The organism is Paraglaciecola mesophila KMM 241 (assembly GCF_000315015.1).
GTDB classification, from domain to species: Bacteria; Pseudomonadota; Gammaproteobacteria; order Enterobacterales; family Alteromonadaceae; genus Paraglaciecola; species Paraglaciecola mesophila.
Window position 1 is genome coordinate 13,179 of record NZ_BAEP01000062.1, and the last position, 25,803, is coordinate 38,981.

The 25,803-nt window shown below is 43.8% G+C and carries 25 protein-coding genes and 2 tRNA genes; 5 read left to right on the forward strand and 22 right to left on the reverse strand.

What is annotated here, in order from left to right; all coding sequences use genetic code 11:
- Positions 1-31: 31 nt before the first annotated feature.
- Entirely contained in the window at positions 32-442 is a 411-nt protein-coding gene (locus tag GMES_RS15115; RefSeq protein ID WP_006993603.1) for a hypothetical protein, read from the reverse strand.
- Positions 443-588: 146 nt separating this feature from the next.
- Positions 589-1,128: an SRPBCC family protein gene (locus GMES_RS15120; RefSeq protein ID WP_033186076.1), complete on the reverse strand. Its 540-nt coding sequence runs from the start codon at positions 1,126-1,128 to the stop codon at positions 589-591.
- 453 nt (positions 1,129-1,581) lie between these two features.
- On the opposite strand from GMES_RS15120, the gene glgC reads away from it, so the two are divergent.
- Positions 1,582-2,844 (forward strand): glucose-1-phosphate adenylyltransferase, encoded by a 1,263-nt coding sequence (glgC, locus tag GMES_RS15125; RefSeq protein WP_006993607.1) that lies wholly within the window; start codon positions 1,582-1,584, stop codon positions 2,842-2,844.
- A 92-nt stretch (positions 2,845-2,936) separates the two neighbouring features.
- On the opposite strand, the gene GMES_RS15130 is transcribed toward glgC, so the two are convergent.
- Together GMES_RS15130 and GMES_RS15135 are read right to left on the reverse strand one after the other, a co-directional pair.
- Positions 2,937-3,746, reverse strand: coding sequence for an alpha/beta fold hydrolase (locus GMES_RS15130; protein ID WP_006993608.1), 810 nt, complete (start codon positions 3,744-3,746; stop codon positions 2,937-2,939).
- A 27-nt stretch (positions 3,747-3,773) separates the two neighbouring features.
- Positions 3,774-5,099, reverse strand: a complete 1,326-nt coding sequence (locus tag GMES_RS15135) for a spinster family MFS transporter (protein ID WP_006993609.1) — start codon at positions 5,097-5,099, stop codon at positions 3,774-3,776.
- Between the two features lie 255 nt (positions 5,100-5,354).
- Here GMES_RS15135 and GMES_RS15140 point away from each other — a divergent pair, with 255 nt between their 5' ends.
- Positions 5,355-6,167: an acyl-CoA thioesterase gene (locus GMES_RS15140; protein WP_006993610.1), complete on the forward strand. Its 813-nt coding sequence runs from the start codon at positions 5,355-5,357 to the stop codon at positions 6,165-6,167.
- A 105-nt stretch (positions 6,168-6,272) separates the two neighbouring features.
- On the opposite strand, the gene GMES_RS15145 is transcribed toward GMES_RS15140, so the two are convergent.
- The 15 genes from GMES_RS15145 to aspS form a co-directional block, all read right to left on the reverse strand.
- Positions 6,273-7,118, reverse strand: coding sequence for an HDOD domain-containing protein (locus GMES_RS15145; RefSeq protein WP_006993611.1), 846 nt, complete (start codon positions 7,116-7,118; stop codon positions 6,273-6,275).
- 499 nt (positions 7,119-7,617) lie between these two features.
- Positions 7,618-7,693 (reverse strand) — tRNA-Lys (locus GMES_RS15150).
- Positions 7,694-7,728: 35 nt separating this feature from the next.
- Positions 7,729-7,804, reverse strand: a tRNA-Lys gene (locus tag GMES_RS15155).
- A 240-nt stretch (positions 7,805-8,044) separates the two neighbouring features.
- Entirely contained in the window at positions 8,045-8,800 is a 756-nt protein-coding gene (ybgF, locus tag GMES_RS15160) for a tol-pal system protein YbgF (protein ID WP_006993612.1), read from the reverse strand.
- A gap of 11 nt (positions 8,801-8,811) precedes the next feature.
- Complete coding sequence (gene pal / locus GMES_RS15165; RefSeq protein WP_006993613.1) at positions 8,812-9,372, reverse strand: peptidoglycan-associated lipoprotein Pal; 561 nt, start codon at positions 9,370-9,372, stop codon at positions 8,812-8,814.
- A 46-nt stretch (positions 9,373-9,418) separates the two neighbouring features.
- Positions 9,419-10,774 (reverse strand): Tol-Pal system beta propeller repeat protein TolB, encoded by a 1,356-nt coding sequence (tolB, locus tag GMES_RS15170; RefSeq protein WP_006993614.1) that lies wholly within the window; start codon positions 10,772-10,774, stop codon positions 9,419-9,421.
- On the reverse strand, positions 10,774-11,670 hold the full coding sequence (gene tolA / locus GMES_RS15175) for a cell envelope integrity protein TolA (RefSeq protein WP_006993615.1): 897 nt from the start codon (positions 11,668-11,670) through the stop codon (positions 10,774-10,776). The genes tolB and tolA overlap by 1 nt, the downstream gene beginning before the upstream one ends.
- 13 nt (positions 11,671-11,683) lie before the next feature.
- Positions 11,684-12,106 carry a protein TolR gene (gene tolR / locus GMES_RS15180; RefSeq protein ID WP_006993616.1) on the reverse strand — a complete coding sequence of 141 codons (423 nt, stop codon included), beginning with the start codon at positions 12,104-12,106 and terminating at the stop codon, positions 11,684-11,686.
- Positions 12,107-12,118: 12 nt separating this feature from the next.
- Positions 12,119-12,829, reverse strand: coding sequence for a protein TolQ (tolQ, locus tag GMES_RS15185; protein ID WP_006993617.1), 711 nt, complete (start codon positions 12,827-12,829; stop codon positions 12,119-12,121).
- Positions 12,819-13,238 (reverse strand): tol-pal system-associated acyl-CoA thioesterase, encoded by a 420-nt coding sequence (gene ybgC / locus GMES_RS15190; protein ID WP_006993618.1) that lies wholly within the window; start codon positions 13,236-13,238, stop codon positions 12,819-12,821. The genes tolQ and ybgC overlap by 11 nt, the downstream gene beginning before the upstream one ends.
- Positions 13,239-13,842: 604 nt before the next feature.
- Positions 13,843-14,850, reverse strand: a complete 1,008-nt coding sequence (gene ruvB / locus GMES_RS15195) for a Holliday junction branch migration DNA helicase RuvB (protein WP_006993619.1) — start codon at positions 14,848-14,850, stop codon at positions 13,843-13,845.
- 130 nt (positions 14,851-14,980) lie between these two features.
- Positions 14,981-15,604: a Holliday junction branch migration protein RuvA gene (gene ruvA / locus GMES_RS15200; protein WP_006993620.1), complete on the reverse strand. Its 624-nt coding sequence runs from the start codon at positions 15,602-15,604 to the stop codon at positions 14,981-14,983.
- 22 nt (positions 15,605-15,626) lie between these two features.
- Positions 15,627-16,148 (reverse strand): crossover junction endodeoxyribonuclease RuvC, encoded by a 522-nt coding sequence (ruvC, locus tag GMES_RS15205; protein WP_006993621.1) that lies wholly within the window; start codon positions 16,146-16,148, stop codon positions 15,627-15,629.
- A gap of 36 nt (positions 16,149-16,184) precedes the next feature.
- Entirely contained in the window at positions 16,185-16,640 is a 456-nt protein-coding gene (nudB, locus tag GMES_RS15210; RefSeq protein ID WP_081974804.1) for a dihydroneopterin triphosphate diphosphatase, read from the reverse strand.
- A gap of 14 nt (positions 16,641-16,654) precedes the next feature.
- Positions 16,655-18,433 carry an aspartate--tRNA ligase gene (gene aspS / locus GMES_RS15215; RefSeq protein WP_006993623.1) on the reverse strand — a complete coding sequence of 593 codons (1,779 nt, stop codon included), beginning with the start codon at positions 18,431-18,433 and terminating at the stop codon, positions 16,655-16,657.
- Positions 18,434-18,828: 395 nt separating this feature from the next.
- Between aspS and GMES_RS15220 the strand changes: the two genes are divergently transcribed.
- Positions 18,829-20,751: a methyl-accepting chemotaxis protein gene (locus GMES_RS15220; RefSeq protein WP_006993624.1), complete on the forward strand. Its 1,923-nt coding sequence runs from the start codon at positions 18,829-18,831 to the stop codon at positions 20,749-20,751.
- Between the two features lie 189 nt (positions 20,752-20,940).
- Entirely contained in the window at positions 20,941-21,843 is a 903-nt protein-coding gene (locus GMES_RS15225; RefSeq protein ID WP_039987585.1) for a DUF72 domain-containing protein, read from the forward strand.
- Positions 21,844-21,990: 147 nt separating this feature from the next.
- Here GMES_RS15225 and GMES_RS15230 read toward each other — a convergent pair whose 3' ends face one another.
- Together GMES_RS15230 and GMES_RS15235 are read right to left on the reverse strand one after the other, a co-directional pair.
- Positions 21,991-23,184 carry an ABC transporter permease gene (locus GMES_RS15230; protein WP_006993626.1) on the reverse strand — a complete coding sequence of 398 codons (1,194 nt, stop codon included), beginning with the start codon at positions 23,182-23,184 and terminating at the stop codon, positions 21,991-21,993.
- Between the two features lie 13 nt (positions 23,185-23,197).
- Positions 23,198-23,980 (reverse strand): ABC transporter ATP-binding protein, encoded by a 783-nt coding sequence (locus tag GMES_RS15235; protein WP_006993627.1) that lies wholly within the window; start codon positions 23,978-23,980, stop codon positions 23,198-23,200.
- 222 nt (positions 23,981-24,202) lie between these two features.
- Here GMES_RS15235 and GMES_RS15240 point away from each other — a divergent pair, with 222 nt between their 5' ends.
- Positions 24,203-24,910, forward strand: coding sequence for a Yip1 family protein (locus tag GMES_RS15240; RefSeq protein WP_006993629.1), 708 nt, complete (start codon positions 24,203-24,205; stop codon positions 24,908-24,910).
- Between the two features lie 38 nt (positions 24,911-24,948).
- On the opposite strand, the gene GMES_RS15245 is transcribed toward GMES_RS15240, so the two are convergent.
- The gene (locus tag GMES_RS15245; protein WP_006993630.1) at positions 24,949-25,803 is read right to left on the reverse strand and encodes a DUF3025 domain-containing protein; all 855 of its coding nucleotides are present in this window, start codon (positions 25,801-25,803) and stop codon (positions 24,949-24,951) included.

The window sequence follows — 25,803 nt, forward strand, 5'->3', positions numbered from 1 at the left end:
TTACCGAGACGTAACCATACCAGCAGATCGCTCAACGCGAAGCGTGAATGATCTGCTGTATTAGCCACCATTTTGCCTGCTCTTTATTCGGGAAAAAGCGGTAACGTTCGCCAGCGTCGTCGTATATTTGCCCAAGGTGGCGTTTTGAAAATTCTGGCGTTGCAGAGTGCTCGATAATCAAAGCGGATGCCACTCGTCCCAACATTTTTTGTTCACGAATTACTTTTGACATAAAGACAGCAGCATCTGGCACATAAATCGGATCGCCTCTAAGTGCAACCAAAGCCCCCCATGGGCCAACACTTAGTTGTTTCAGTAAAGGCACCACCTCTAATTCAGCCTCGACCACAGATTCTAAATTCCATGGACCACAGCCCTCAACGAGCAATATGTTTTCTTCTATATCAAGTTCAACACTGCCATGCGTTGGAAATCGACTCATATACTTCCCTAAATCAATATCTTATCGAACAGTTCAATGTTAAATAAACGCAAATCAACCTGCGACGGCGTTGAACGCCATTTACACCCTTCGCGGGCCAAAGGTAACCCATAGCCCGCCAAAGATTCGCCTATGAATCGATGCGCTCACTGTTTTTGTTGAAACTCAGCTTCTGCAATAACTTTAAGGTTTTCTAAGCCCATTTGTAGGTCTTCACCGATCATTCGGTCCATAAAAAATGCCACATAGTGTAACAAGGGATTAGCCCCAACATCACCATAATCGTGCCAAATAACCACCGTTTCTCCCTCTTTATCTCGCAGGGTTAGCTCACCAGTTGAGCCAACTCCCATATCGGGGAAAACAAGGGTGTATATGAATCGTTGGTTTTCTTCTATGGCTACAATTTCCATCTCGCCATTACCTTGGCTTTCACTCTGCCAAGTAGATTTCATACCCACTGAGGAATCAGGGCCTGCGTAAGCTACTTGCATATCTGGGTCGCGTTCGAACCACACTCCCCAGTGCTGCCACTTCTTCAAATCTTTCACATGTTTAAAAATAATATCTGCAGGAGCTTCAATTCTGATGGTTCTAACCACCTTAAATTCTGATGGTAACAACCATCCGACCACTACAAAAAACAACAGTATTGCAGCGGTCCCAATTGCCATTTTTTTTAGCATGCTCTTTCCCCTTTACTCACCTGTGGCTTCTATAACATTTATTTAACTTCTTGCCATTGATTACGACTATACACTGTACATAAAACAATCAAAAATCCATATGAATCAAAACTATGCCACACGTTTACATTGCAAAGCGAGAAGAAAAGCAACGGCGTGGTGAAAATTCAATCATGCTGCCATCGCTTTAAAGCTGCACGAATAATGAAGTTCTTGCCCAATGCGCAAAAAACAACTGTGCATTTATTGTACTGTTTGAGTTTTTAGCGCCTTCAAACGTTATTAATATGTAAAAAGACATGATAAATCAGATGGAAGCAAATTGAATTTCAAGCAAGCCCGTGACACACTGAAGTTCACAGTATCTGATGACGTACACGTTACGCTGCTTGATTCTGTGTTTCCTGCGCAACGAGAACGTCTATAAATCAAATAAGAATGGAGTCAAGTGTTATGCCCAATCCAAGTCCACGTTATATTAGCAACCTGACCCGAGATACCTACGCCTTGATTTTAGCTGGCGGAAGAGGCTCCCGACTACACGAACTGACCGACTGGCGGGCTAAACCCGCTTTATATTTTGGAGGAAAATTTAGAATAATCGACTTTCCACTTTCCAACTGCATTAATTCCGGCATTAAACGCATAGGTGTGGTAACCCAATATAAATCTCATTCATTGATCCGCCACCTTGTAAGGGGTTGGGGGCATTTTAGAAAAGAGCTAGGTGAATCAGTTGAGATCTTACCTGCATCTCAACGCTCTTCAGGCAATTGGTATGAAGGTACTGCCGATGCGGTATTCCAAAATATTGATATTATTCGCGATGAAATTCCTAAATACGTGATGATTTTATCCGGTGACCACATATACAGCATGGATTATGCGAACATTCTTGCTCATCATGTGGAATCTGGGGCCAAAATGACCGTCAGTTGTATGCCTGTTCCTATTGAAGAAGCTGCTGGTGCGTTTGGGGTTATGTCCGTAGACGAAAATTATCGTATTCTTGGGTTTGAAGAAAAACCTGAAAATCCGACTCCTTTACCTAACGACCCTACCCGTTGTCTTGCCTCTATGGGTAATTACGTTTTCGACACTGAGTTCTTGTTTGAGCATTTGAAACAAGATGCGCAAAACGAAGGCTCAGAGCGTGACTTTGGTAAGGATATCATTCCGTCGATTATTAAAGATCACCCGGTATTCGCTTATCCATTTTCCAACGACGACGGTGAAGTTTCTTACTGGCGTGATGTGGGGACATTAGACTCATTTTGGTTAGCCAACATGGAATTGGTATCGCCCAAACCCCCTCTTAATCTTTACGATAAAAAGTGGCCTATTTGGACGTATCAAGAACAGTTGCCTCCCGCTAAGTTTGTCTGGGAAGAATACAACCGCTGCGGTGCGGCCATAGATTCTGTGGTCAGTGGTGGTTGCATTATATCTGGGGCAACCGTTCGCAAGAGTCTGTGTTTTTCTAACGTCCACGTTCACTCCTACAGTGAAATTGAAGAATCAGTGCTGTTACCGGATGTAGAAATAAAGCGGAATTGTAAAATCAAGAAAGCAATTATCGACCGTGGTTGTATCGTGCCTGAGGGCACTGTCATTGGTCATAACCATGATGAAGACAGAGCAAGAGGCTTCAGAGTCACAAACAAGGGTGTTGTGTTAGTTACCCGAGAAATGCTTGGACTCAAAGTAGGTATATAAAGTAATCACTTTATTTAACCCAAAAAAACCAGACGCTGTCTGGTTTTTTTATGCCCTCAATTTACTAAGTTCAGGCGAAAGCAACATTGGGTTTAAACAACTCTCGCGCGCCAGCCTTCAATTGTTCGGTTTATCAACTCAGCCGTTTCTACCGGTGACTCTAGAGGAAACATATGCCCGCCGCTAAACACTTCATGAGTGAGATGATTAGCCTTAATAAATGGCCTAATACGACGCTCTGTACAAACATGGGTTTGCGAGCCAGTGATCAGTAGCGCTGGGCAGGTAAGTTTCCCGTAGTACTTATATATATCGTGAGGGAGGTTTCTGAAAATAGAAGCCTCGACCTCAGGTTTAAAATGCAAATGTCGGTGTTGCTCTTGAACGTGGGTCACACTGCTAACATAATCAGCAATGCAGTCACTATCCATATTTTTAAACAGTGCTCTAGCTTGAAAGTAAGCCACTAAATCTTCATCTTTTCCCCACTGTTTACAGCGCGTTACTGTTTTACCCGCGGGGGTGATCTTGTCAATTAAAGGTGTGGCTTTGGCCCCCCTAAAGAAAACACGAGTTAAGCCCGTGATCATGGGCGGATCAAGCATAATCAGCCCCTTGAATAAATCAGGACGGGTACACGCAGCCATGTAAGACACCACTCCACCAAATGAATGCCCTATGCCATAAACTGGCTGATTTTGGGTAGATTCAATATGGGTGATTAACTCTTGGGTTTGATTGCCCCAGTTTTTAGAGATTGGAAACCGGCTTGTATGGCCAAATTTTTCTATAGCAGACACGCAGTATTCGCTATTGAGCGCGCTAAATAACTTACGGTAACTCCCTGCAGGGAAGCCATTTGCATGGGCAAAATGCAGATGCACATTGTTATCTTGTTCCAACCTTATCCCCTTAAATAAATAATAGCTCTATCCGTTACGTTTCTCTGCAGCAGCCCAATCAGCAGGGATTTTGCGCGCGGTCCATATGAAAGCGACAATAGCCAATACATAGGGAACTGAAACAGCCGACAAGGATAAACGCAAAGCTTCCACTTCACCATGTTCAGCGGTTAACGATTTACTTAAAATACCAATAAAAGTAGGACCACCGCCCAGTGCAATAATATTTAAGACAAAGAAGAATAATGCCGTCGACATAGCACGCACTTTAACCGGTGCCAGTGTTTGCGCCAAGGCAAACGAGGGCCCCAAATAAAAACCACTGGTAAATAGCAGCACAGTTAGCAGCATCAGAGACGTGTTTAAATCAGTAACCTGTACAGAACAAATATATGCAGGCACCCCAACTAAAAGCCCAAGAGCAGGCACCCAACCGTAGGCTCCTCTGTTAGTTTTGCCCCATTTATCCGTGATAACTCCACCGAACCAAACGCCAAATGCATATGCAGTGCCGTTGATAATGCCCACTTTGATCAGCAGGCTAGTCAGGTCCAAGTTCGGATAGGCGCGTAAATAGAAGTCCATCATCCAAGTAGAAATGGCATAGCTTCCAAATGAGGCTAAGGAAATGGCAATACACATGCCCCACCATGACGGTATCGTTAGCAGTACTTTTATGGACTGCCAGGAAGGTGTTTTAGCAGCCGCGGAATTTAAGTTCCCTCCCCTAGGCGGCTCCTTTATCGTTAACTTAAGCAAAATAGCGAGTAATACCCCTGGGATACCCACACTGAGCATAACAAGCCGCCAGTTAGCATCCCCACCTTTTAAAATAAAAGCGGAAGCAAAAAACGCCAGCATGATCCCAAATGGGATCCCTAACGAATAAATCGCTAAAGCACCTGCACGTTTCTCTTTAGGGTAAAGGTCAGACAAGATAGAGTGAGAAGGTGGACTACCACCTGCTTCACCGATCCCCACGCCAATTCTCGCAATGGCAAGTTGCGTATAGGTCGTTGCCATACCTGACAGCGCTGTGAAACCACTCCAAAGCGTGAGGGAAATCGCAACGATGTTAACGCGACTATAGCGGTCTGCCAACCAAGCAATAGGAATTCCCACCACCGTATAAAGTACCGCGAAATAGAGCCCTTTTAACCACCCTAATTGCGCGTCATTTAAACCCAAGTCAGCTTTAATGAAGGGCGATAATATACCGATGATCTGTCGGTCGATAAAATTAAAGGCATATACCAAGGTCAGTATTGTTAATACGTAGGTACGATAAGGTTTGCTCACCTGGTTAAAATCTTCCTGCTGAACTACAGGGCTTTCACTGGTATTCATTGTCATTACTGCTCCCTCTATTTAGGTATTCTGCCCCCAATAAATACCTTCATAGTAATCTTGTCGGTGTCTACATAACAAGCCATTTTGTATCAATATTGTAAAATAAATGTAAACATAACAGGCACTTATATACCTAAATAAGACGAGCAAATTGTTCTATTGAATAGCTAGGATGTTAGAATTTTTACGTGGTAGAATTACCCTAGACATCCGACCAGTTCTGCCATGTGTGCAGACCCTACATAAGTGACTGGATTTATGCATATTGATGACCTTATCGACGCGACAAACCACTATATCAATAGTGATGAAAAAGATAGAGCCCAACTCACTATCCCTAAAGAATGGGCCCAAGGGCGCACCGCATATGGTGGTTTAACTGGCGCCTTGGTATATAGCGCTATCCGTCAAAAAGTCAGTAACGATAGAGTACTTAGATCGTTTGCTTGCAATTTTGTTGGCCCAGTCATGACTGAGACATCCTTTGACATCGAAGTAGAAATATTACGAGAAGGTAGAAATGTTACGCAAGTAATAGGTAAAGCAATGCAAGATGGCAAGGTTTGTGTGATGGTGCAAGCTGCCTTTGGTGTTTCACGAGACTCAAAGATTGATGTACGCAATACCGACAAACACGCCATGCGAGCCCCTACCAAGGCAGATTTTCTGCCTCAAATCCCTAAAATAACCCCTAAATTCTTACGTCATATCGATTTGGCACGACAAGCCGGTGGCCTGCCCTTTACAGGAAGTAAAGAAAGCAAAATTGATGGTTGGATGCGCTTTACCAAGCCGCCAAAAGAACTAACTGATGCCCATCTAATCGCCCTTATCGATGGATGGCCACCCACCACATTGCAAATGCTTAAATGGCCGGCCCCTGCCAGTACCATGAGTTGGAACATTGAGTTTATTTACCCTCATTACACCTTTTCCCCTAAAGATTGGTTTGCCTACCAAGTGCGCACGCGTCAAGCTGCAGATGGCTACGCACAAACCGAAGCAAATATATGGGATACCAGAGGCCAGTTAATTGCAATCAGTAGACAAACCATTGCAGTGTTTGATTAATGAGAATAAGCCATATTGAATACCACTAAAAAGAGCGCTAGTAAGCGCTCTTTTTTATTCTATTCGGAAATATTCAGTGCCCTGCTGGGTACGATTTAGCCCAATTTAATAAATGCTGAAGGTTGACGGGCTAAAAATAGCCAAGGTACTGATCAACTGCATATTGGTAAAATCGAGCGCCGCTTCCAAATCTTCTTCATCTAAGTCGAGAATTTCATATTGCACAGGTTCGATATTATCGAGTCGATTATAGATCTCGCCGTACACATTATTAAGCGCCAAACGAGATGCAAGTTGCAGTATTTTCTCTTCATGACTTTGCGCTTTATGCAAAGAAGCATGCTGATGGGCTATAGGCCCATAAATTTCACTTGGGATCCCCCAAAGTTTGAGTAATTCCGCGCTTATTTGCGCATAGCTTAAACCAAGATGTTTATTCTGCAAGGTGACTGGGCAATGCGTCGCCGAGAACGAACTGCACTGGGCAGCAATATCTGGCGTAAGTTGCAACACGGCTAATTCGCCAATGTTGTGCAACAAACCGCACACAAACATTTTATCGGGATTTTTAGCAGAGGTCTCTTGGGCAATGTATTTTGCTAACAAGCCGCAGCTCACGCCTAGCTCCCAAAAAACACTGAAGTCCACCTCACTGTCATTCATATCTTTAAAAGCGTGTGAGATGCCGTACGCGAGCACTAAATCATAAACTGAGTCTGTGCCTATGACTTGAATCGCTTTATTAACAGTGGTTATCACGGTGGGGAATTTGTATAAGGCGCTGTTCGCGATTTTCAGAATTTGTGCTGCTACAGCCGGATCGTAATTTATAACCTCTGCCACTTCGTTGATAGAAGCACTGCCATCATCAATAAGCTGCTTTATTTTGGTGACTGAATCAGGCAGTACAAACAAATCACCTGCTTTTTCGGCATACTCAAGAGCATTCATACGCACGTTTATCCTTAATTTGGTTATGTAAGAGTGTAAGTCATCCCATCTCTAATGTTCAAGATTAATACATCTAGCGCTACGTAAATAGGAAAATGCGAGATAGTCGCGCGGTAAATTAAATTCCACTAGCAAAACCTCGATTAATTAATACTAAAGTATAAGAACAAAGAAATACTTTACACCCTATTCAAGCCAATCACTAATGATAGAAATTTAATACCAATACCAAAAAATATTTGCTCTTTCAGGACTCATCCAACTGTATTTGAACAGTGCGTGGGTGAGCAGCAACGGTTGTTCCCTTTCAGATACCGAGAACGTAGTTTAAAACCCGCAGGGAAACTCTCCTCGGGCTAATTATCTAATGGAGTTGGTATTACAAGAATCGCGATTACAGAACACCAGCACGGCAGAGATTAATCGATGCAAAAATAAAATAGGGTGTTTTAACAAAACGGGAAATTTAACGAAGAGATAAAGTAAAATGGAGATTAGATGGTGGGTCGTGCTGGATTCGAACCAGCGACCAATTGATTAAAAGTCAACTGCTCTACCAACTGAGCTAACGACCCATCTAATTGTAACGCTTTGAATTATTTGATTTAACTGGTGGGTCGTGCTGGATTCGAACCAGCGACCAATTGATTAAAAGTCAACTGCTCTACCAACTGAGCTAACGACCCATCAAATTAAATCTAACTGCAAATCAACTAAGGGAAAATATACCTTTCTTGCTTTGCTTCTCGTCTCTCGGTGACGAGGGCGCATATAATACTGAATTCGAAACTTCATGCAACCTTAAATTAAGCTTTATTTTCATTATTCGTATCGTTTGCTGAAAAAGCATACAAAACACATGTTGCGCGGTTATTTTTCACACTAAAACGAAACATTAACACTAATAAAACAGGGAATGCCGCTATTTATTTAACGGCATTTAATTTAATTTCAGCCAGCTTTCTTGCTGAAGAAGTCGGGTATTCCGCTAAAACTTTTTTCCATAATTGTTCGGCACGGGCAATATTTGAACGCTCTTGCTCACAAATACCTAATTTCAACATGGCATCCGCACGCTTCGAAGAATCCGGAAATTGATTCATCAATGTTTCAAACTGATTTGCCGCTGCCGCCCAATCTTGTTTATTAAATAACAATTGTCCTAACCAGTAATGCGCATTTGAGGCATAACTGGAATTAGGGAAGTTCTGCAGGAAGGATTGGAATTCAGGGATAGCGTCATCATACAGCTTGTCTTTTAAGATAAGGTTAACCGCTTTGTCATACGCTTGATCTTCATTCAGGCTAGTTTGAGGGTTAGGTTGGCTGACTTGATTAGTCTGATCAAACTCGTCAGTGGGCCCACTTCCATTTTGCGTCATCACAGCAGCGATACGTTTATCAATCTCTAAATACAGCTCCCGTTGACGCTCTAAGATCCGCTCTAGTTGATAATTATGCTTCTCAATACTGCCACGTAACTCATTCACTTCGTTCTGAAGCAAATCTAGCTGCTCCTGAACGCGATGTTGCTGCGCTGTTCGTGTATTAAAAAGACGCTCTAAGGTGGTTAAACGTGACTCTGTACTGCCACTGCTTACATCCGCTACAGGCGCAGGAGCCGCATTTACTGCGGCTCCAAATATCGCTGTCAGAGTAAGCGCAAGAATGCGTTTATTCATAAATCCAACTTTTATTGATATACAAGAACACCACGACGGTTTTCAGCAAATGCAGCTGCAGTGCCTGATGTGTCAACTGGCTTTTCTTCGCCATATGAAACAACAGAAACTTGAGATGCGCTCACACCAGCATTCATCAAGTATGTCTCAACTGATTTAGCACGGCGTTCACCTAACGCAATATTGTATTCAGGCGTACCGCGGTTATCACAATGGCCTTCAATCACCACTGCTTGGCCCGGGTTTTTCAACAAGAATGCAGCATGTTGGTCAAGCAAAGAGTAATACTTAGAACTGACGCTTGAACGGTCGAAATCAAAATAAACAACCTGATCATCCATCAATGCACTTTTTTCTTTCTGCATGACTTCTTCAGGAGACAACATTGGCTTCATATTGCCTGCTTGCACTTTTGCTTCTTCAGCCGCCTTGCGATCAGCTTCAGCTTGAGCAGCAGCAACACGGTTACTCTCTGCGGCTAACTCTTCTTCGCTAGGACCTGATGAACAAGCAACCATTGTCACAATAGGTAGTGCAAGTGTGATGCCTTTGAATATTTTGCTAAGTTGCATTTTCTAATTCCTTATTATTATCAAATTTATAAATAGATTGAACTTGTTACAACAAAAATGGAGACCAACTCGGCGACTTAACCTGCCCATCAGAAGCGGGTAAACGCGCCTTAAAGCGACCATCCAAGGAAACCAACGATAAAACTTGCTTGCCTTGGTGTAACGTACTGTAAATAATCATACTTCCATTTGGTGCAATACTCGGGGATTCATCCAAATAGGTTTTGGTTAATACCTGAATATTTCCGTTTTCTAAATCCTGAGCGGCAATATGGTAGTTCCCTCTAGTACGGTTGACCATAACCATGCGACCGCCGTCTGGGGTGATGGTTCCCCCAAGGTTCATTTCACCATCAAACGTTACCCTTCTGACGTTGTTACTCGCTAAATCTACGCGATATATTTGCGGTTTACCACCCCGTTCAGAACTAAATATCAAGCTCTTACCATCGGGTGTCCAGCTCGGTTCGGTATCTATCGCTCGGTTGCGAGTTATCCGCTCTAGGCGCTTAGATGCCACGTCCATCACGTAAATCTCTGGGTTACCATCTTTCGATAACACCATAGCCAATTGCCTACCGTTGGGTGAGAAAACCGGCGCACTGTTTATGCCAGGAAAATCGGTCATTTGCGTTCGGCTCATGGTGTATAAGTCTTGAATGTATATCTGCGAACGCTTATTTTCAAATGTGACATAGGCCAACTTGGTCCCATCAGGTGACCAAGAAGGTGACATCAGTGGTTCTCTAGAGCGCAGTAACATCGTCTCGTTCACACCATCATAGTCTGCAACAACGAGCTGATAAGGAAACTCGTTGGTTTTACGATCCCGCACAACAACGTAAGCAATGCGCGTCATAAAGGCACCCTTCTCGCCCGTTAATTTTTCGTACACCACATCACTGATGCGATGAGCGTATTGTCTAAATCCCTGGCTTGTAATAACAGTCTGGCGACTATCTAAAATGTGGTCGTTACTGTTGGTTAATCTACCACCGCTTAATGCTTGCCCATTGCCACCCGTGATTTGACCACGAATAGCGTCGACTAAGGTGAAGTTAACGCGATAACGATCAGGCCCTTCAGGCGTGACCGAACCCACCAAAATGGCTTCGACGCCAGTCGCTGCCCAAGCGCTATAGTCCAATTCACTGTCATCATGTGGCTGCTCTGGCATCTCAGCGCTAGCGATAGGGCTAAACTTACCACTTCGCAACAGGTCACCGCTTACGACATCGGATAAGCTCTCTGGCATTTGACCTGGGCCATTCCACTTGAATGGCACAATGGCAATTGGACGAGCGGAATCAATTCCTTCGGTGATCACAATTTCCAAACTCGCCTGGCTAGATGCAGTGAGCATCACACTTAAAAATGTTAAAACACGGGTCAATCTTGTCATTATAAATCGGGCTCTACAGTTAAATTAATATCACGGAGCTTCTCATACACATCAGCTTCCTTTGATACCGGAAGGGTACCGGCCTTGAAAACAGCAGATTTAGCGGCTCTGCATAAGATAGGATCTCCACCTAATTCTTTTACCTGAATAACCAAACCAGACGACGCTAAGCGGATATTCAATTGGCAGGATTTTCCGCGCATTGAGTTGTCAACAATTAGCTGGCGCTGAATAGCTTGATGGATCAGGGCTTGATACTTTTGTACTTCGGTTAATACTTGCTTGCTTCGCCGCTGCTGGCGCACAGCCTGCTCAGCTTCAAGCTGATCTTGCAATGCGCGCTCTTGACGCGCTTTTTCCGCAGCTTCTGCTTTTTTGCGTTGCGCCTCTTTCAAGGCTTTTTCTTCCTTCTCGCGAGCTTCCTTCGCTTTTCTAGCTTGCTCTTCCGCCTTCTTACGCTCTAACTCTTTGCGTTTACGCTCTGCCTCTGCAGCTTTCGCTTTGGCCTTTTCTTGTTCTTGCTTTTTACGCGCAGCAATTGCAGCTTGCTCAGCCTGTTTACGTTCTTCACGTTGGCGCTTGGTGCGTTGTTCTATTTCAACCGCGTCTTGCTCTTGCTGTTTACGCTTGCGCTCAGCTTCATTTGCGCGACGTTCCAGTTCAGCAATTCGGTCCTCTTCTGCCTTTTGCTTGCTCTTTTTCTGATCTTCAATCCGCTTAATCTGCTCGTCAACCGCGTTGGCATCTACCGCAACGGCCTCTATAACCGGTTGTGACGATGCCATTTCAGGCGTTTTTTGAGGCAACTTAAAATCCATGCCAGCAAAGATAAGCACCCCGAAAGCGAGGTGCAAACTCAGTGATTTAATCAAAGGTAGAGACAATTTAAACTTCATATCTGCTAAATGCTTAATTCTCAGGAGGATCAGTCATAAGACCGACAGAAGGCGCACCTGCACGCTGCAAAAGCACCATCAACTGCACAATATTGCTGTACGGCACTGCGCCATCCCCTTTCACCACGACCGGGGTTTCAGGTTCAATTCGCAAATGCGCCGCAACTAATGTGGCCACATCTACAGCTGTCATAGCCTGCTCTTGGTCTTCAGCGATGTTCAAGAAGTAATTTCCTTCTGCATCAACAGAAGCAATTAGCGGTGGCTTGCTATCATCTTCTAGCGGTTGCGCTTCTGCTTTTGGCAAGTCTACCTTGACACCTTGAGTCACCAGCGGTGCAGTTACCATAAAGATAATCAGCAACACCAACATCACATCGATGTAGGGCACAACATTGATTTCAGACACCGGACGACGGCGTTTTCTTACATACATAATCGTTGCCTATTAGCCCTGAGCTGGATCGTTGGTGACGGTATCCGCCTTTGTTACCAGCGACTGACGATGCAATATGCTGGAAAACTCTTCCATAAAGTTACCGTAGTTGTTTTCGAGCTTTTCTACCTGATGGCTGAAACGGTTATAAGCAATAACAGAAGGTATAGCGGCAAACAGACCCATAGCGGTTGCGATCAGCGCCTCAGCGATACCAGGCGCTACCATGGCTAGCGTGGCTTGCTGCACTTCGCCGAGGGCGATAAACGCATTCATGATCCCCCACACAGTGCCAAACAAACCGATATACGGGCTAATTGAACCCACAGTCGCTAGGAAAGGTAGGCGGCTTTCTAATTCGTCAATTTCCCTAGACAAGGAAACGCGCATCGCACGGTAGGTACCGTCCATTATCGCCTCAGACGGAGTAGACGACGACTTACGCAAGCGGACAAATTCTTTGAAGCCAGCACAGAATAAACTGGCCATACCTTGCACAGATTCGCGAGCAGCTAATTCTTGATAAAGGCGATTTAGATCGACCCCTGACCAAAATTTATCTTCAAATTTTTTCATATCATTTTTTGCACGGCTCAACGCCTGCGAACGCTGAAAAATAAATGTCCAAGATGCCACAGACGCGGCCAATAACAACAACATCACAAGCTGAACTAATAAGCTAGCTTGCCAAAATAATCCAAATATTGATAACTCAGCCGACACGCGAGAATTCCTCTAGTATAAATCCGGGGATGGCGATAGGTTTCATTTGCTGAAGATCCACGCACGCCACCCTAATTAAAGCACTGACCAAGCGTTGACCACTTGGACTTATTATTGTTTGTTTGAACATCAAACTTGCGCGTTTCAATTCTACTATTTCGCTTTGAATTCTCAATAGTTCATTAAACTTTGCAGGAGCTTGATTGTCCATTTCGACACGTTTGACGACAAAACCGATAGATCGTTCCAATAACCCATCTTGTTCGATTCCCATTGAGCGCAACCACTCTGTTCTGGCGCGCTCTAGAAACTTCAAATAATTTGCGTAATAAACAATTCCGCCTGCATCCGTATCTTCATAATACACCCTTATTTGGTGTTCAAATACAGCTAAGTTTTTCTGCAACATCACTTTTTTCCCAAACCATTCGTCACTACCTTCAACCAACGCATAACTATGCGATGTAAAAAATAATCATAATCCGCTAACAAAAATTAATGCGTTAAAATTCATAAGGATACATCCATTTAACTAAAAACAACGCTGGAATACAACCTAATGCACCCGGCAAATATGCATAGATATTCAGTATTTTCGCAAAAATACGTTCTACAAAGAGATTTGTAACAAAAAAAATAATAGGTCAAATAACGCACGATTAAAATAAGCCATTGTTTTCATTAAAAAAAAATAAAAAAAGACAAGTATTAACAAGTTTTACACAAATAATTCAGACTTGATACATTAGAAAATCTAATCATTGAATGGCAATTTTTCTCAATTGTGGTTCTTTGCGGCGAGGCTATAATGACCTTGTTTTCTCGATTAGCGAATGTTTCCAACCAGACGTTAATCAGATGCTGATGTCGACTCCCTGTTGACTGACATGTTCCCTGGAATTTTATTCCATTCAACTTTATTTGTTGCTTTGCCCGCATAATTTATGCGGGCTTTTTTTTGCCTATTTTTTACGATCTTAAAAGGAAAGCCGCTCCTTTAGCGATACACAAAATCAATTAGGCTCGTAATCAAAACCAAAATGCAGGTATGCCCGTTGAGACACAATTCGCCCTCTTGGGGTGCGCTGTAAAAACCCTTGTTGAATTAGAAAGGGCTCTATTACATCTTCTATTGTGTCCCGTTCTTCACCAATCGCCGCCGCTAAGTTATCAAGACCCACTGGCCCGCCCATAAATTTATCTATGATGGTAGTCAGCAATTTTCGGTCCATGTAGTCAAAGCCTTCTTTATCTACATCCAGCATATCTAGCGCAGCTGAGGCAACATCACTGCTAATTTCACCGTTTGCTTTTATTTCAGCGTAATCTCGTACCCTGCGCAGCAAGCGATTGCTAATACGCGGTGTACCGCGAGCACGCTTGGCTATTTCTATCGCGCCTTCTTCATCTAAATTCAATTCCAAAAAATGTGCAGAACGTTTTACGATTTGGGTTAAATCTTTAATATTGTAAAACTCAAGGCGCTGCACAATACCGAATCTGTCGCGTAAAGGCGACGTCAATGAGCCTGCTCGTGTTGTCGCGCCAATTAAGGTAAACGGCGGTAACTCTAGTTTGATGGACCGAGCGGCTGGCCCCTCTCCTATCATGATATCCAGTTGATAATCTTCCATCGCAGGATACAGAATTTCTTCTACCACTGGGCTGAGACGATGAATTTCATCAATGAACAACACATCGTTTTCTTCTAGATTGGTTAGCAGCGCCGCTAAGTCTCCCGCTTTTTCAAGCACAGGCCCTGAAGTTGTTTTGATACTCACGCCCATTTCATTAGCCACAATATTGGCCAAGGTGGTTTTGCCTAAGCCGGGAGGGCCAAAAATCAATAAATGATCCAGTGCATCACTGCGTTTACGCGCGGCCTGAATAAAGATATCCATTTGCTCACAAACATGGTCTTGCCCTGTGTAATCCGCCAGCATTTTAGGGCGAATAGCACGATCGATGACTTCATCTTCGCGTAGGGCGGTAGGTTGAATGAGACGATCGGCTTCTATCATGAGAATTATTTAACTTTTGGTAGTGGTTTTATATACAGTGCGTAGTCTATGAGAGTCGAGACGGATACTCAAGCAAACTACATAGACTATTTAATAACGGACTTTTAGACCTGTGTTTCCCTAACTGAAATCAGATCATTGCTCGCAATGCTTCGCGAATTAATTCTTCACTGGTGATGTCTTTAACATACACAGAGTTTATCACTTTGCTCGCTTGAGGCGCCTTATATCCAAGGGCTATCAGTGCGCTTAGGGCTTCTTCTTTCGCATCACTTGAGGTAACAAAGGTATTTTCAATACTATTATTGCCTTGCAGAGCGAAATCATCACTTGCAGATTGCTCTAAGCTTAGCTTTTTAAAGCGGTCGCGCATTTCTATCACTAAACGCTCCGCGGTTTTCTTACCGACGCCAGGTAACTTCACTAAAGCGGTGATGTCTTCGTGTGAAACGCATTGCATAAAATGCTGCCCCGACATGCCCGACAAAATCGTTAATGCCAATTTAGGCCCTACACCGCTGGCTTTAATCAACTCTCTAAATACGGCGCGCTCATTTTTATCAGCAAAGCCAAATAACAATTGTGCATCTTCGCGCACCACAAAGTGAGTATAAACGCTGGCCTCGGCGCCTACTTCAGGTAATTGATAAAAGCTGGTCATGGGGATTTGAATTTCATAACCGACCCCAGCAACATCAATGAGTACCTCTGGTGGCTGTTTTTCTACTACCGTACCGCGTATTCTGCCTATCATATTCATTCTCTAGTGTTGTTATTTATCGTAATCTGCCGCGTACAGTCTTTTTCACCTGACCTGACATCTTGATGAGGTTCTCGTTGGTGTGGCTATGGCAAAGCGCAACCGCTAGTGCATCTGCAGCATCAGCCTGAGGCGTGCCCGGTAGCTTCAAGATAAATGTGACCATGTGTTGCACTTGGCTTTTTTGTGCGTTCCCGTTGCCCACCACAGATTGCTTGATTTGCCGAGCGGAATACTCAGCTACATCGAGCCCTTGGTTAGACGCTGCCACAATTGCGGCTCCTCGGGCTTGCCCCAGTTTTAACGCCGAATCAGGGTTTTTGGCCATAAAGACTTGCTCAATAGCGAACATATCGGGTTTATATTGCAGTATTAACTGGCTGACACCATCAAATATCTGCTGTAATCGCGGCGCCAGAGCGTCTCCCTGCATGCGAATACAGCCACTGCCTAAATATTGTTGTTGCCGCCCTGCCCTTTGTATTACGCCATAACCAGTAATGCGTGAACCAGGATCGATGCCAAGAATAATTGCCACGAGTTTCAATGTACCTATTAATTATATATTGCCGATTTACGTTGGCATGTTCGCATCTGGTACGCAATATTTGATTGCAGCCCGATTTGTATCAGACCAGACTTTAGCCATGGCAGCGTTTTTTTCTAACCATTGATAGGCTAAATGCTCGGTGAGGGTGATAGCTTCATCACTCTTTACTTGTAATGAGAACACATGCTCGGTATTAAAAGGCGTGTTTGGCGGGTAGCGATGTTGCCAGATGTCACGAATGGCGTAACGATTGGTCTGTTGATGATCATATAAGTAATAACCCGCTTGCTGAATATCAATGCCGGTTTCTTCTTTGACTTCTCTTAAGGCGGTATTAATGGCCAATTCGCCGATTTCCAGCGTACCGGTCACCGATTGCCAAAAGTCAGGATCATCTTGGCGCTGCATCACTAACACTCGGCATTGGCAGTCATATATGACCACCAATGCCGATTCAGGACGCCGATAAGCATTTTTTATGGCTTGCAGAAAAATTACTCCGCGCTTGGGGCTTTTTCCTGAGCGATGTCGGTCTTAATCGACAACTCTTTCAGCTGCTCATCACTGGCAATACCAGGGGCATCCGTTAAAGGACACGCAGCAGTCGTTGTTTTAGGGAAAGCCATCACATCGCGAATAGACGTTGCACCTGTCATTAGCATTACTAAGCGGTCTAAACCAAATGCTAAACCGGCATGAGGCGGCGCACCAAATTTAAGTGCATCCAGTAAGAAGCCAAATTTCACTTCTGCTTCTTCTTCGCTGATCCCTAAGATATTAAACACTTTAGCTTGCATGTCTTGGTTATGAATACGCACCGAACCACCGCCTAATTCACAGCCGTTCAACACCATGTCATAAGCATTTGATAAAGCATTGGCAGGGTCTGCAGCAAGCTGCTCGGCCGTCATATCACGAGGAGCAGTGAACGGGTGATGTAACGCATAAAACTGGCCATCGAATTCTTCAAACATAGGGAAGTCAATCACCCAAAGCGGTTTCCACTCACCTTCAAGCAAATCTAAATCTTCACCCACTTTTAAGCGCAATGCACCCAATGCTTCTGTTACAACCGTTGCGCTGTCAGCCCCAAACAATAAAATATCACCGCTTTGTGCATCCACTCTTGATAGCACTTGCTTGGCCACATCTTCACCTAAGAATTTCAAAATAGGCGATTGCAAACCTTCTACGCCAGCATCGATATCGTTCACCTTCATCCACGCTAGGCCTTTGGCACCATAAATACCGACGAATTTAGTGTATTCGTCGATTTGCTTACGCGTCATGCTCGCACCGCCTGGTACGCGGATGACGGCTACGCGGCCTTTAGCATCATTTGCAGGGCCAGAGAACACTTTAAACTCTACACCTTTTAAGATATCCGCCACGTCAACCAACTCTAATGGGTTACGTAAATCAGGCTTGTCACTGCCAAAACGACGCATGGCATCGGCGTAAGTCATTTGCGGGAATTCGCCTAAATCAACATTAAGCATTTTCATGAACAAGTTGCGGATCATCCCTTCAGTGATTTCCATTACTTGCTCGGCACCTAAAAAGGTGGTCTCGATATCGATTTGAGTAAATTCAGGCTGACGATCGGCACGTAAATCTTCGTCACGGAAACACTTAACGATTTGGTAGTAACGGTCCATACCTGACATCATCAGCAATTGCTTAAACAATTGAGGTGACTGGGGCAACGCAAAGAACTTCCCTTTATGGGTACGACTTGGCACTAGATAATCCCGCGCGCCTTCAGGGGTCGCTTTGGTCAGCATAGGCGTTTCGATATCCAGGAAGCCGTCGCCTTCAAGGTAACTGCGCACAGCACTGGTGACTTTTGCACGAAACTTAAGTCGGTCACTCATCACAGGGCGACGAAGATCAAGGTAGCGATATTTCAAACGCTGCTCTTCTGAGTTTTCTTGATTGCTGTCCAGTGGCAATACAGCTGATTTATTCAAAATCGTTAAGCCTTTACCTAAGATTTCGATTTCGCCGGTGCCCATGTCTTTATTCACTTGTCCTTGCGGACGAGCTCGAACCAAACCTTCAATTTGAACACAAAATTCGCTACGCAAGCTGTTTGCGGTATCAAACAATTCGGCTAAGTCTGGATCGTAAACCACTTGAACGATACCTTCACGGTCACGCAAGTCGATGAAAATAACCCCACCCAAATCGCGGCGACGGTTTACCCAACCGCAAAGAGTGACTGTTTGTCCGATGTGTGATGCATTGATGTTGCCGCAATAATCTGTGCGCATGATGAAATAAGCCTCTAAACCAAGCTACTAAAATATAAGAAAAATAAGGCCGCGTAGTATATACCCAAAGCGGACAATCCCCAAGTGAACCTAGTCGGCAATTGCTAACGTTAGTTAAAATGGCTTATTTTTAAACACACAACACTTTATCTTAGTTTAGAGGTACGTTGAGCCACGCAAGTATTGCATGCTCAAGCTATGAACAGCTTACCTTTTACTGCTAGGTTATTTGGGCTTTCGAAGATGGCGTTATCGTATCAAACTATAAGTTTAAGACTGTTGGCCGATAACAATGTAACGTCTCTTTACTCTTAGCATTGAACTACCAAGATAATGATTCATTTTTCTACCTAGCGTTACAAATATAAACTCACTGTTTCTAACGGAAAAATTACATGTCTATACAAAGAAAATTTATTTCTTCCATCTTAGCCTTAATCGTCCTCTTCGGTGCTATCAGTATTACGGTCACAATCGTCACCGTAACGTCTGATATACATTTGAGAGTTGAGAGAGATACCACCCAGACAAGCGGTAAGATAAAGAGCTTGTTAACCGTTATTGACTCCATTATGAGTGATAGGGTTAACAATAGCATGGCACTATTGAAACAGCAGGCAAGCGCTCTTGGCCCCCCTAAATTAGGCTCGCTGGTCAATATAAAAGATCTTGAAATTCCAGATCTTGTGTTAGGACAATCCACTCAAGCAAACCAACATGCTCTGGTTGATAGTGTGACGAATATTATGTCTGGTACAGCGACCATTTTTGTAAAAAATGGAAGTGATTATGTACGAATATCAACCAATGTGATGAAAGACAAACAGCGCGCGATTGGCACGAAGCTTTCTCCTACTGGTAGTGCGATAAAAAACATAAATCAAGGTAAAGCTTACTATGGTCAAGTCGACATCTTAGGGAAGCCCTATATTACAGGCTACGAACCAATATTCGCTACCAACGGTGAGGTAATTGGAATTTGGTACGTCGGATACTCTGCAGATTTGAAAGAGCTAGAATCTGCACTGGCTAAACAGACTATTCTGAATGAGGGGTTTGTTGCTCTTAGAGATGTAACGGGAAATATTCGTCTTCATTCCCAACACTTATCCGAAAGTGCTATTAACGCTATAATCAATGAAAGGGATGAGAAATGGACGCTCACCACAGTTCCTTTTAATGCATGGGGTTACGACATTTTACTGGGGTATTCTAATGAAGAAATAACCGACACAATATTTACTGAAATTACTAAAATTGTATTTATAACATTATTTATTGCGGCAGTTATTATCTTAGTGCTTATTGTATTAGTGAAAAAAATAGTGGGTGAACCACTGTACAAATATACCAAAGCTATAGAAGATATAGCTCAAGGCGAAGGGGATCTCACTATAAGATTCAATTCATCCAAATCAGATGAACTTGGTCGCATGTCAAATGCTTTAGACAGTCTTTTAGACCGCATTCAGTTGACTATAAGCGATGTTACTCAGGCATCAGTGGAACTATTGGAGTCTGCGAGAGAACTTACAACAATATCTACCCAGGCTAGCGATCTCGTGGTTCATCAAAGCGCTCAAACCGAACAAGTTTCTCTCGCTCTACATGATATGAACAATACAGCCCTGTCTTTGGGCGAAAGTGCTAGGAATGCAGAGGATGCCGCAAAAGCGGCGGACGGAGAGGCACAAGTGAGTTCCACTGAGCTAGCACACATTATCGATTCTATTTCTCGTCAAGCAGATGAGGTAGAAAACTCCGCCGAAGTTGTTAATGAGCTTACAAATGCTAGTGCTGAAATCACGGGGGTTTTAGAGGTCATCCAAAATATCGCTGAGCAGACTAATTTACTTGCTTTGAATGCAGCAATTGAAGCTGCAAGAGCAGGAGAACATGGAAGAGGCTTTGCTGTAGTAGCCGACGAAGTTCGCACACTAGCCAGTAGAACACAGAGATCAACAGAAGAAATTAGGGCCATGATCGAGCGTTTACATCACGGTGCCAAGCAAACTACTGAGATGATAGCCCAAAATAAAGAAAACTCACTCGTTAACGTCGAAAGCACTAGAAAAGCTGGGGTAGCAGTAGATGATGTGTTGCGTTCGGTGGCAAAAATTTCAGATTACAACATCCAAATAGCAAGTGCAGTGAACCACCAGAAGCAAGCTTCAGCAGATATCAGTGGACGTGTAGCGAGCATTCACACATCTGGAAACGAAAATGCCGAGCATGTCAAAAACACTAAACTGGCGAGTGAAAATCTCAAAGCTATAGTCGAAAAAATGCTAGTAAAGTTAAAATACTATAAAGTCTAATAGTACAGTTTATTCGTTATGAACGTGTTAAACAGCCCCTAGTGTACTGTTTAATACGAAGCACTTTAAAACAACACTGTGCAGATAGCTGGTTAATACAAAGGGCCTACATATCAAAGCTGGAGATAACAAAACTGTTAACGGACACAGAGCAGGGTGTTGTGTGACATATTACTGCTTATCGCTGCTATGCTAAGAGTTAATATAGGCTGTCCTATTTGGACCCATGATGCTTGGTTTAGCAGTATTTACCCGCCCAAAAGCAGTAACAGAACCGCCCTGCAATCTTATAGCGGGCTGTTTAATAGCGTAGAATGCAATAGCAGTTTTTATCATTTACCCAATCAAGACACCCTTAAAAAATGGCGCGACAGCGTGCCTGATGATTTTCGCTTTGTTCTAAAGTTACCCCGCAGTATTAGTCATTCGGGTCAACTAGATGCATGCACAGACGAACTAAAGCACACTATCGATAACCTGAGTTTGCTAGGCGAAACCCTTGGCGGCGTTATGTTACAGCTACCAAAACAATTTACCCCATCACATATCAACCAACTTGAAGTGCTCCTTGATACCATCCCAACAGATTTACCTATGAGTGTGGAAGTCCGCCAATCGGCGTTTTTTCAAAAAGGTGAACACGAAAAACTGTTGAATCAGTTGTTGCTGTCACATAAAGCAGACCGAGTGATAATGGACACCCGCGCCCTTTTTGCTTGTGAGCCAAGTCAATACACTGGAGATGAGCGTGAATTAGTCATCGATGTTCAACGTAAAAAGCCGCGCGTACCCACCAATGTTATCGCTACCGGCGATACTCCTGTCGTGCGTTTCGTTGGGCATCAACAGATTGACAAATGCGCATCGTTTTACCGGCCGTGGATCAACAAGATAAAACACTGGCTGGATGAGGGTAAAAGCCCATCTATTTTCTTTCATATGCCTGATAATAAAGATGCACCTTGGTTAGCGGCGGCCTTTATTCATGACTATAACCTCACCTACCCTGATGCTCCTTTGCCTGCACTGGTATTATCAGCATCGCAAAACAGCCATCAGCAGATATCTATATTTGATTCGCTAAGCCCTTAATTAATAAATAAGGCTGTTGCTCACTGCACGAAAACTAAAAAACGCCCGAAGTGAATCACTGCCGGTCGCCTAGCTAATTAAGCAAATCGACCTATTTAGGTGATTTAGCTGGTTTAGCAAACATGCCGGTTTGTCTGATTGAATCGCTTATCTAAACAATACCTTTTCTTGTTTGAACCAGTACACACAAAACCCTAGCAGTAATGCAGCAATCAATGCCGTTGAGCCAAAAATAGCAATCAACTGAAAATAGTCCATGGTACCTTTTACCAGCTCTTTCATGGCCAGCGCTACATTTGTTAAAGGCACCCAAGCCCAACCGCCTTTAAGTTCAACTCCTGGCATCAGTGCCACCATGACCGGTATGATAACGAAAATGACTAAAGGCCCCATGTAACTCTGGGCTTCCTTAAAACTGCGAGCATAAATTGAAATACTCAACAATACTGCCGCAAAAATAGCCACCAGCGGGATCAGCATCAAAAACATCAATACAAAATCAATAATGCCAATTTGACTCATGAAGTCAGCCACGAACTGCATAGCAAAGCCGCGGCTGAGGACTAATCCCCATACTGCCATGCTGACGACGGTAATCAATGCGGTGGTAGCGCCAGCACAGGCGATCGTTAAAAATTTACCTAAAACGATTTTCGTACGATCGATAGGCGAAATAAGCAGCGTTTCTAATGTGCCTCGCTCTTTTTCACCGGCACCAATGTCGGTCGCAGGAAACATCGCCCCTTGAAAGCACAATATAAAGAGTAAATATGGCAGCATACCGCCTATTTTCTCGCCCCAACTCTCCCGTTGATCCGCTGTGCTTATTTGCTCTAAAACAATGGGGGTTAACAAAGCATCTTGCTGCACCGAGGTGACACCAAGTTCAGAAAACGCTGATGTTTGATACGCATCAGCATACTTTTGCACTAGTGAATTCACCCGGTTGCGCACCATGTTTAATCCCGCGTCATTTAAATGAAGTGTTATGGTTAACTGGCCGCTTTGAAGAATATCTGCACTGTAGTTTTCTGGCAGCACCATGACAAAATCAACGGTGTCACTGTTAATTAACGCCGTGTAATCGGCGCTATTGGCAATATCTACACGCTCAAATTTATCTGACGCTGCTAAATCATTTGTTAGCTCTGGCGCATACTGGTCGTTCACCAACGCGTATTTCAGGACTTTGCTTTCCGCTTTTTCAAAAGCCTGAGCGGTAAAATACGCCATGCCGCCAAAAATTAACGGGAAAATGAGGATCGGTAATGCAATCATAAAAAACAGCGTTTTACGGTCGCGCAGCAATTCTTTTATTTCTTTAAAAAAGACTAACCACATAGTATTTCCCTCCTTATTGACGTTCAGTGTTAATGCTGGTTAAAAACGCTTGATGCAACGAACCATCCGCTAGCTGAGTAAACGCGTTCAGCTCCCCGTCAAATTTGCTCAACCCTTGGTCGATAACCGCAACGCGGTCGCATAATTCGCTCACTTCATCTAAATGATGGGTAGAGAATATCACCGGCGTGCCTTGCTCTTTTAGGCCGCGAATAAAGCGCAGCACGGTTTGAGTCGCCATAATATCTAGGCCGGTTGTCGGCTCATCCAGGATCACAACTTCGGGGTCATGTACCACAGCACGGGCAATAGCAACTTTTTGTTTCATACCGGTAGAGAAGTTCTCACTGCGCCGGTCTAAAAATGTATGCATATCAAGGAGCTCGGCAAGTGCCTCAATTTTTTGTTTGATTTGTGCTGGCGTCATACCATGCAATTTAGCGAAGTATTCAATGTTCTCACGACCAGAAAGCCGCCCGTACAAGCCCGTCGAGCCCGATAGGAAACCTATCTTTTTGCGCGCCATTACCGGATTTACCAGCACATCCGTGCCATTAATGGTAATGCTGCCGCTGTCGGGTTTAAGTGCGGTGGACAACATGCGTAGTGTCGTGGTTTTGCCAGCACCATTTGGGCCAAGCAAACCCAATACTTCCCCTTGCTGGCAGGTTAAGGACACATCAATGACAGAATGAAAAAAGCGCCCTTTGAGTCTGGGATCTTTACGTTCTTGCTCACTGAGTTTTTTAGGATTTTCTACTGAAAACTTTTTGGCTAAGCCAACTATCTCGATCATTCCTTTACCTTTTTTAACTCGCGACTGCTTGTTCGCACACGGCTATTTTTCGCTCACGGCTGTTTTTTGCTCAAGGCCGCTGCTTGCCTTGGGTTGCAAAGAGTTTGTTACTTTAGCTCAATTAGCTACAACCTAGTAGCTGAAAAATGCGACAATCATGTTTAAAATCATAACATTAGTTATTTACACAGCCACAGAATAGGTTAAACAAGGACACGTTTCATGCTCTCACCTCTCAATCCCTTCACTGCCTGTATTGGTGTACTGCGCCATCCTAAGGCAACGTTTGCCCAGTTAAAAGAGCAACATAACTGGTCGTGGTTGCCATTTCTGTTGGTCACACTTGCCGCTATTTTACCGGTTTATTACTATTTTCAGGTGGTTGATTTTCAGTGGTATAAAGAGGTCATTATTGACAGTCAATTTGCCAATATCAGCCCTGGAGAACAACAAGCGATCAGCGCGTCACTCGATGCAACTAAAAGTATTGTTGGCACCGTGATTACCCCTGTGATTATGTTATTGATATTAGTGTCTATTATTGCTTTCTATCTAAATGTGGTGACCAAATCAGATCCTGATAACATCAAGAGTTTTAGTGACTGGTTTGGTTTTACTTGGTGGATCTTATTGCCATCGTGCGTGGGCGCACTGTTTAGCGGCGTCATTCTTGTTTGGCTAGATCATGGGCAAATTAGCTTTGATGCCGTGTCTCCTAGCGCTTTATCGTTCCTATTTGCTATTCCTGTTTCATCCGAATGGTTTGGTTTAGCCAGTAGCATCAAGCTGGAAATATTTTGGAGCATGTACCTACTCGCCATAGGCGTTAGCCAGTGGGTCACGTTAAGTCGGCGTAGAGCATTAGTGATTGCGTTTGCCCCTTGCCTGACTCTTTGGCTAGTTTGGGCGTTAATTATCGCCTTTTACTAAATGCATTTGGTTGTCAGGTTTGATAAAGGATGATGTGCTTAACGACGTTTTGGGCGAAAATAATCGGTATTTTGATAGAATTGTGCGTCCGTATTTAATTCACTCCACTGGGCAATCCCCAAAAGCGGTAAAGGTAATAACGGTTTAGCTTGTTTGAATAGTTCAGTGGTGTTTATCATCGTACACAAGCACTGGTCTACTTCAGCGTTTTGCTCCAGCATGCTTCGCTGAGCAAATCCTGGCTCAACACGTACCGCCAGCCATTTACCTGTTAACCCAATAAACGGGTCGAGCAACATTTCATAGTTGGCATGGCCAAACATGCGGGCATGAATACCTTCTCCCCACTGCGCTCTATTCTGGTACAACGCCTCAGTCCAGTTATGCTCACGCAGTAACTCAGTCACCTTTTTACCCACTGATGATTCAACCGCCAATATCACTCCACATTCATCGAAGTGAGTTATGTGGTTGCGCTGGCGACTACGTGGGCTAAGACCGTTCTGTTTAATGTCTTCAACATGCAGTTGGTTTAGACGCTTTTTGCTGAGAGGATATTGCAACCATACCAAGCCGTTGAACAAGTCATGCCAACCGTTAGCTCTGGTAGGGATATGCCCTTGTTTGAAAATAATTTGTTCGTAGTAATTATCAGTGGGGGGCAAAGCGTCTTGGTCGATAAAATCCGGGACGCTTCGATCATCTGCTAAAAATCGTTGTTTCAAAGTATTTAACCCTTCAGCATTTGGCCAATCAGAAAAGTCACTGAGAAAAAACTGGGCGTTCAAACGGGCTAACGGAGCGCAAGATAACTGCTGTGTAAAGGGTTTATTCCAAGGTAACGACATAAAAAGAAAAACAAAATTCGTTGCGAGTAAGTTGATGAGTGGCAT

Excerpts from the sequence above, each read along its gene's own strand:
- GMES_RS15235 (WP_006993627.1), bottom strand. The coding sequence starts at position 23,980 with ATGATCGAGATAGTTGGCTTAGCCAAAAAGTTTTCAGTAGAAAATCCT.
- GMES_RS15245 (WP_006993630.1), bottom strand. The coding sequence starts at position 25,803 with ATGCCACTCATCAACTTACTCGCAACGAATTTTGTTTTTCTTTTTATG.
- ybgC (WP_006993618.1), bottom strand. The coding sequence starts at position 13,238 with ATGTTGCAGAAAAACTTAGCTGTATTTGAACACCAAATAAGGGTGTAT.
- tolA (WP_006993615.1), bottom strand. The coding sequence starts at position 11,670 with ATGAAGTTTAAATTGTCTCTACCTTTGATTAAATCACTGAGTTTGCAC.
- glgC (WP_006993607.1), top strand. The coding sequence starts at position 1,582 with ATGCCCAATCCAAGTCCACGTTATATTAGCAACCTGACCCGAGATACC.
- tolR (WP_006993616.1), bottom strand. The coding sequence starts at position 12,106 with ATGTATGTAAGAAAACGCCGTCGTCCGGTGTCTGAAATCAATGTTGTG.
- GMES_RS15230 (WP_006993626.1), bottom strand. The coding sequence starts at position 23,184 with ATGTGGTTAGTCTTTTTTAAAGAAATAAAAGAATTGCTGCGCGACCGT.
- GMES_RS15240 (WP_006993629.1), top strand. The coding sequence starts at position 24,203 with ATGCTCTCACCTCTCAATCCCTTCACTGCCTGTATTGGTGTACTGCGC.
- ruvB (WP_006993619.1), bottom strand. The coding sequence starts at position 14,850 with ATGATAGAAGCCGATCGTCTCATTCAACCTACCGCCCTACGCGAAGAT.
- GMES_RS15225 (WP_039987585.1), top strand. The coding sequence starts at position 20,941 with ATGCTAAGAGTTAATATAGGCTGTCCTATTTGGACCCATGATGCTTGG.
- GMES_RS15220 (WP_006993624.1), top strand. The coding sequence starts at position 18,829 with ATGTCTATACAAAGAAAATTTATTTCTTCCATCTTAGCCTTAATCGTC.
- GMES_RS15115 (WP_006993603.1), bottom strand. The coding sequence starts at position 442 with ATGAGTCGATTTCCAACGCATGGCAGTGTTGAACTTGATATAGAAGAA.
- GMES_RS15145 (WP_006993611.1), bottom strand. The coding sequence starts at position 7,118 with ATGAATGCTCTTGAGTATGCCGAAAAAGCAGGTGATTTGTTTGTACTG.
- GMES_RS15120 (WP_033186076.1), bottom strand. The coding sequence starts at position 1,128 with ATGCTAAAAAAAATGGCAATTGGGACCGCTGCAATACTGTTGTTTTTT.
- aspS (WP_006993623.1), bottom strand. The coding sequence starts at position 18,433 with ATGCGCACAGATTATTGCGGCAACATCAATGCATCACACATCGGACAA.
- GMES_RS15135 (WP_006993609.1), bottom strand. The coding sequence starts at position 5,099 with ATGACAATGAATACCAGTGAAAGCCCTGTAGTTCAGCAGGAAGATTTT.
- tolB (WP_006993614.1), bottom strand. The coding sequence starts at position 10,774 with ATGACAAGATTGACCCGTGTTTTAACATTTTTAAGTGTGATGCTCACT.
- GMES_RS15140 (WP_006993610.1), top strand. The coding sequence starts at position 5,355 with ATGCATATTGATGACCTTATCGACGCGACAAACCACTATATCAATAGT.
- ybgF (WP_006993612.1), bottom strand. The coding sequence starts at position 8,800 with ATGAATAAACGCATTCTTGCGCTTACTCTGACAGCGATATTTGGAGCC.
- ruvA (WP_006993620.1), bottom strand. The coding sequence starts at position 15,604 with ATGATAGGCAGAATACGCGGTACGGTAGTAGAAAAACAGCCACCAGAG.
- pal (WP_006993613.1), bottom strand. The coding sequence starts at position 9,372 with ATGCAACTTAGCAAAATATTCAAAGGCATCACACTTGCACTACCTATT.